Source organism: Candidatus Aeolococcus gillhamiae, from assembly GCF_016464765.1.
GTDB lineage: Bacteria > Chloroflexota > Dormibacteria > Aeolococcales > Aeolococcaceae > Aeolococcus > Aeolococcus gillhamiae.
This window is the reverse complement of record NZ_JAEKNS010000099.1, coordinates 1-3,908: the sequence shown is the minus strand read 5'-3', so window position 1 is coordinate 3,908 and position 3,908 is coordinate 1. Positions and strand designations below refer to the sequence as shown.

The following is a 3,908-nucleotide window of genomic DNA, read 5'->3' as shown; positions in this document are numbered from 1 at the left end:
ATGCAGGAACTGCTCCAGATCATGATCGAAGCGCCGCATCACGTCCAGGCACATCTCCAGGTCCCGGATGTCCTGGTCGGTCCGGTTTGCCGCGGCATCAAGTGCGATCAGCTCCTCGAGCGCATCCCGCACAGCGATGGCGTGCGCAACCGTCGTGGCACCCTGGGGCACCGTCAGGAGGGTCCGGCGCAGACGGACCACGGGACTGGCCTGGGCCACGAAGAGCCCGCCCCCGCGCCCGGGGCGCACCTCGACGCTCCCGCGTTCGGTGAGTAGGCGGGCCGTCTCGCCGATGGTGGCGCGGCCGTACCCGGTCTGCGCCCGCAACTCCTCCATGGTGGCGATCCGGTCACCGGAGCGCAGGCCGCGGGCGCCAAGCAGCTCCTCGATCTCGAAGGCGAGCTGCTGCGCAAGGCCGGGCGGTCGCGAGAACACGCGAAACATTTTGCCCCTTGACAGGTTGTCGTCGTCCCCCGCAAGATTTCAGACACGCGAAAGATACGGGTGTTTCAACAAGGGTCGGGGCCGGTGTGGCCCCGCAGTGGCGCGGTCGTCGCCTCCAGACCGCGGCGAGAGGCGGGGAGCGACATCCCTGCTCGCCAGCAGCATCACATGTTTCCTTCACAGACGACAGGAGAGTGGAGCAATGCTCGCCAAGATCCGTGACCTATGGCGCGGCAGCGTCGCCCGCGGCCGGTCCGAGGAACCGCGTCCTGCCGGTCCGACCGCCCGGTCTCAGCTCGGGACCCGGAGTACGGGAGGGCGCTCGAACCCCCGTACCGCCTGGAGGGTGGCCGCAGCCTGCGCGTCGGTGGTGGCGGTTGCGTCGGTCGCGGCCTGCGGGTCGGGGTCGTCGTCGGGATCGGCGTCGTCGCCCTCGGGATCGGCGTCGGGGGCGAACGTGGCCGCGGCGAAGGCTGCGATCGCTCCCTACCAAGGGCATCCGAGCGCCTTCCCGGTGAGCGAGCCGTTGAGCAAGCCGCTGGCCGCCGGCAAGAAGTTTGCCTTCATGCAGTGCTCGACGCCCGTCTGCGCCCAGGTGGCCCACTCTTTCCAGCAGGCGGTCGAGGTGCTTGGCGGGAAGCTGACCGTGGTGAACGCCGGTTCGACGGCACAGTCGGCGCAGGCCGCCGCGTCGAGCGTGCTCGCGATAAAGCCGGACGTCGTAATCCTCAGCGGGGCCGATCCAGCCCTGTACGGCGGTGGCCTCAAGGCGCTGTCTGATGCCGGCACCAAGGTGGTCTCGATCCAGGTCAACAAGAACGTGAAGCCGTACGGCATCACGTTCAACTACCTTGGTACGAATCTGAGTCAACAGAACGGAAAGCTCCTGGCGGACTGGGTGATCGCGCACAAGGGCGCCAAGGCCGACGCGGTGTTCTATGGCCTGCCCGCCCTCGACCTCTCGGTCACCGTGCAGAAGGCCTTCGAGGACGAGCTGAAGAAGAACTGCCAGTCGTGCAAGGTGCGTGCCCTTCCCATCGACGTGGCCACAATCGGGACAACTTCGGCGCGTACTGTTGTGACTGATCTGCAGGCGCATCCCGCGACGAACGTTGCGGTGTTCGTGAGCTACCAGGTGGCCGGAGGGCTGCCGGCGGCGATGAAGGCTGCCGGCCTGTCCGTCACGACCGTGGGCTTCGCGCCCACTACCGGCAACCTGCAGGACATCAAGGACGGCGGGCTGACGGCCGGGCTGGCCATCGACTTCCCCGTGTCGGTCTGGACGGCCGTCGACGCGGCTGCGCGTCTGGTCCTGGGTGACCAGCCGAATCGGGGTGAGCAGGCCGGCGAGGTGCCCGAGCAATTCCTGGAGCAGAAGGACATCACGTTCGACCCGACCAAGGGCTGGACGGGCTACCCCGACTACGCCCAGCGGTTCGCCAAGCTATGGCACCCGGCGTCGTAGACGCCAGCGTTTCGGTGCCGCTGCTTCGGGTGAGCGGCATGTCGAAGACGTTCCCGGGCCTGAAGGCACTGGATGACGTATCGCTTGACGTTCACTCAGGCGAGATCGTCGCGGTCCTCGGCCATAACGGGTCGGGCAAGTCGACCCTGGTGAAGATCCTGGCCGGTGTATATCAGGCTGATCCCGGCTCGGCCGTGGAGGTTCGCGACGCCGAGGGTCATGTGCCGGTGGGGCCGGCGGCCCATGAGGAACTGCACTTCATCCATCAGGATCTGGGCCTGGCCGACATCTTGACGACGGTCGAGAACCTGGGGCTGGGCCGGACAGGCCGCGGATGGGGTCTGGCCCCCGTCCGCGGCGCCGCCGAGCGGCGCCACGCGCAGCAGCTGATCGGCCGGTTCGGTGCAAGCTTCGACACGACGGTGCCTGTCGGCAGGCTGTCGCCGGCGGAGCGCGCGATCGTCGCGATCGCCCGGGCGCTGGACGGCTGGACCCGGCCGGACAACGTGCTGGTGCTCGACGAGCCGACCACGGCGCTGCATCGCGACGAGGTGCAGGTGCTGTTCGAGGCGATTCGGCGCATCGCTGGAGCCGGGGCAGGAGTGGTGTTCATCTCTCACCGGCTGGATGAGGTGCTCGCGCTGGCCCACCGGGTGGTGGTGTTGCGTGATGGGCGGGTGGTGGCCGACGAGCCGATTAGCCGGCTGGATCATGATGGGATGGTGCGTTTGATCGCCGGGCGCGCGGTCGCGGAGTTAACCGTCACGCGTCAGGACGCTCCCGCCGAGCCGGCCTTGACGGTCACGGGGCTCAGCGGCGACAAGCTCACCGATGTGTCCCTGTCGCTGGGTGCGGGGGAGATCGTCGGTGTCAGCGGCATCCTGGGCTCTGGTCGTGAACAGCTGGCGCCATTGCTGTTCGGGGCTCAGCACCGTTCCGCCGGCCGCGTCGCGGTCGCCGGACAGGAACTGGTTCCGGATGACACGGCAGCCGCGATCGAATGCGGGATGGCGTACTTGCCGGCCGACCGTCGTCGCGGCGGCGCGGTGATGGAAATGAATGTCCGGGAGAACCTGACGCTGCCGTTGATGCGTCCGCTGCGGCGACGGTTCGGCCGTCTGGACGGCCGGGCCGAGCGGGCCGAGACTCGCTACTGGATGCACACCGTCAACCTCCTCCCACCCAATCCGGACCAGCCCCTGAAGTTGTTCAGCGGCGGCAACCAGCAGAAGGTCGTGCTGGCCAAGTGGCTGCGTGTCCGTCCGCGGGTGCTGCTGCTCGACGAACCCACGCAGGGTGTCGATGTGGGCGCGAAGGCGGCGATCTACGAGCTCATCCTGGCCGCGAGGCAAGCAGGGGCTGGTGTGCTGCTGTGCTCCTCGGACACCGAGGAGCTGGTGCTGTTGTGCGACCGCGTGCTGGTGCTCAGGGACGGCCGAGTGGCCAGCGAGGTGCCCCGCGAGTCGCTGAGTGAAGCCCGGTTGGTTCAGGCCGAGGTTGGCGATGGCTAGGGTACCCGAGCGGCTAAAGGCCGGCCGCGTTGAGGGGGCGAGTGTCCCTGGCGAGCAGGCTGCGGACGGGGGGTCGCAGGCTGCGTCGTTCGAGGCGGCCCGCCACCGGTTGCCAGCTCGGCTGCGGCGCGCTGTGGCGTTTCGCAACGCGGCCGCGATGTACATGTTCGTGTTCATGTTTGTGGTTTTCGCGCTGTGGGTTCCCCAGACGTTTCTAACCTGGGGGACCTGGCGTTCGCTGCTATCCGACCAGGCGATCACCTCTCTGGTGGCGGTGGGCTTGGTCGTCCCAATCGCCGCCGGAGCCCTCGACCTGGCGGTGGGCGCCGAGGTCGGGCTGGGCGCGGTCCTGGTCGCCTGGCTGCTGGTCAGCCAGCACGTCGGGATCCCGGCGGCGATCGGGCTGTCGCTGCTGGGCGGTGCAGGCGTGGGGGTGTTCTCCTGGCTGATGATCACCCGGGCGCGGATCCCGTCGTTCATCGCGACGC

4 protein-coding genes are annotated in these 3,908 nt (G+C 68.4%); 3 read left to right on the top strand and 1 reads right to left on the bottom strand.

Annotated features, from left to right (window positions below; translation table 11 throughout):
* Nucleotides 1–435 (bottom strand): FadR/GntR family transcriptional regulator (locus tag JF886_RS09460; RefSeq protein WP_337311831.1); only part of this gene is annotated, 435 nt, incomplete at its 3' end.
* A gap of 466 nt (nucleotides 436–901) precedes the next feature.
* On the opposite strand from JF886_RS09460, the gene JF886_RS09455 reads away from it, so the two are divergent.
* The 3 genes from JF886_RS09455 to JF886_RS09445 all read left to right on the top strand — a co-directional run.
* Nucleotides 902–1,909 carry a sugar ABC transporter substrate-binding protein gene (locus tag JF886_RS09455; protein ID WP_337311828.1) on the top strand — a complete coding sequence of 336 codons (1,008 nt, stop codon included), beginning with the start codon at nucleotides 902–904 and terminating at the stop codon, nucleotides 1,907–1,909.
* The gene (locus JF886_RS09450) at nucleotides 1,891–3,420 is read left to right on the top strand and encodes a sugar ABC transporter ATP-binding protein (RefSeq protein ID WP_337311826.1); all 1,530 of its coding nucleotides are present in this window, start codon (nucleotides 1,891–1,893) and stop codon (nucleotides 3,418–3,420) included. Before JF886_RS09455 ends, JF886_RS09450 begins: the two co-directional genes overlap by 19 nt.
* On the top strand, nucleotides 3,413–3,908 hold a 496-nt coding region (locus JF886_RS09445; RefSeq protein WP_502711422.1), incomplete at its 3' end, for an ABC transporter permease. The genes JF886_RS09450 and JF886_RS09445, both read left to right, overlap by 8 nt.

Excerpts from the sequence above, each read along its gene's own strand:
- JF886_RS09450 (WP_337311826.1), top strand. The coding sequence starts at position 1,891 with ATGGCACCCGGCGTCGTAGACGCCAGCGTTTCGGTGCCGCTGCTTCGG.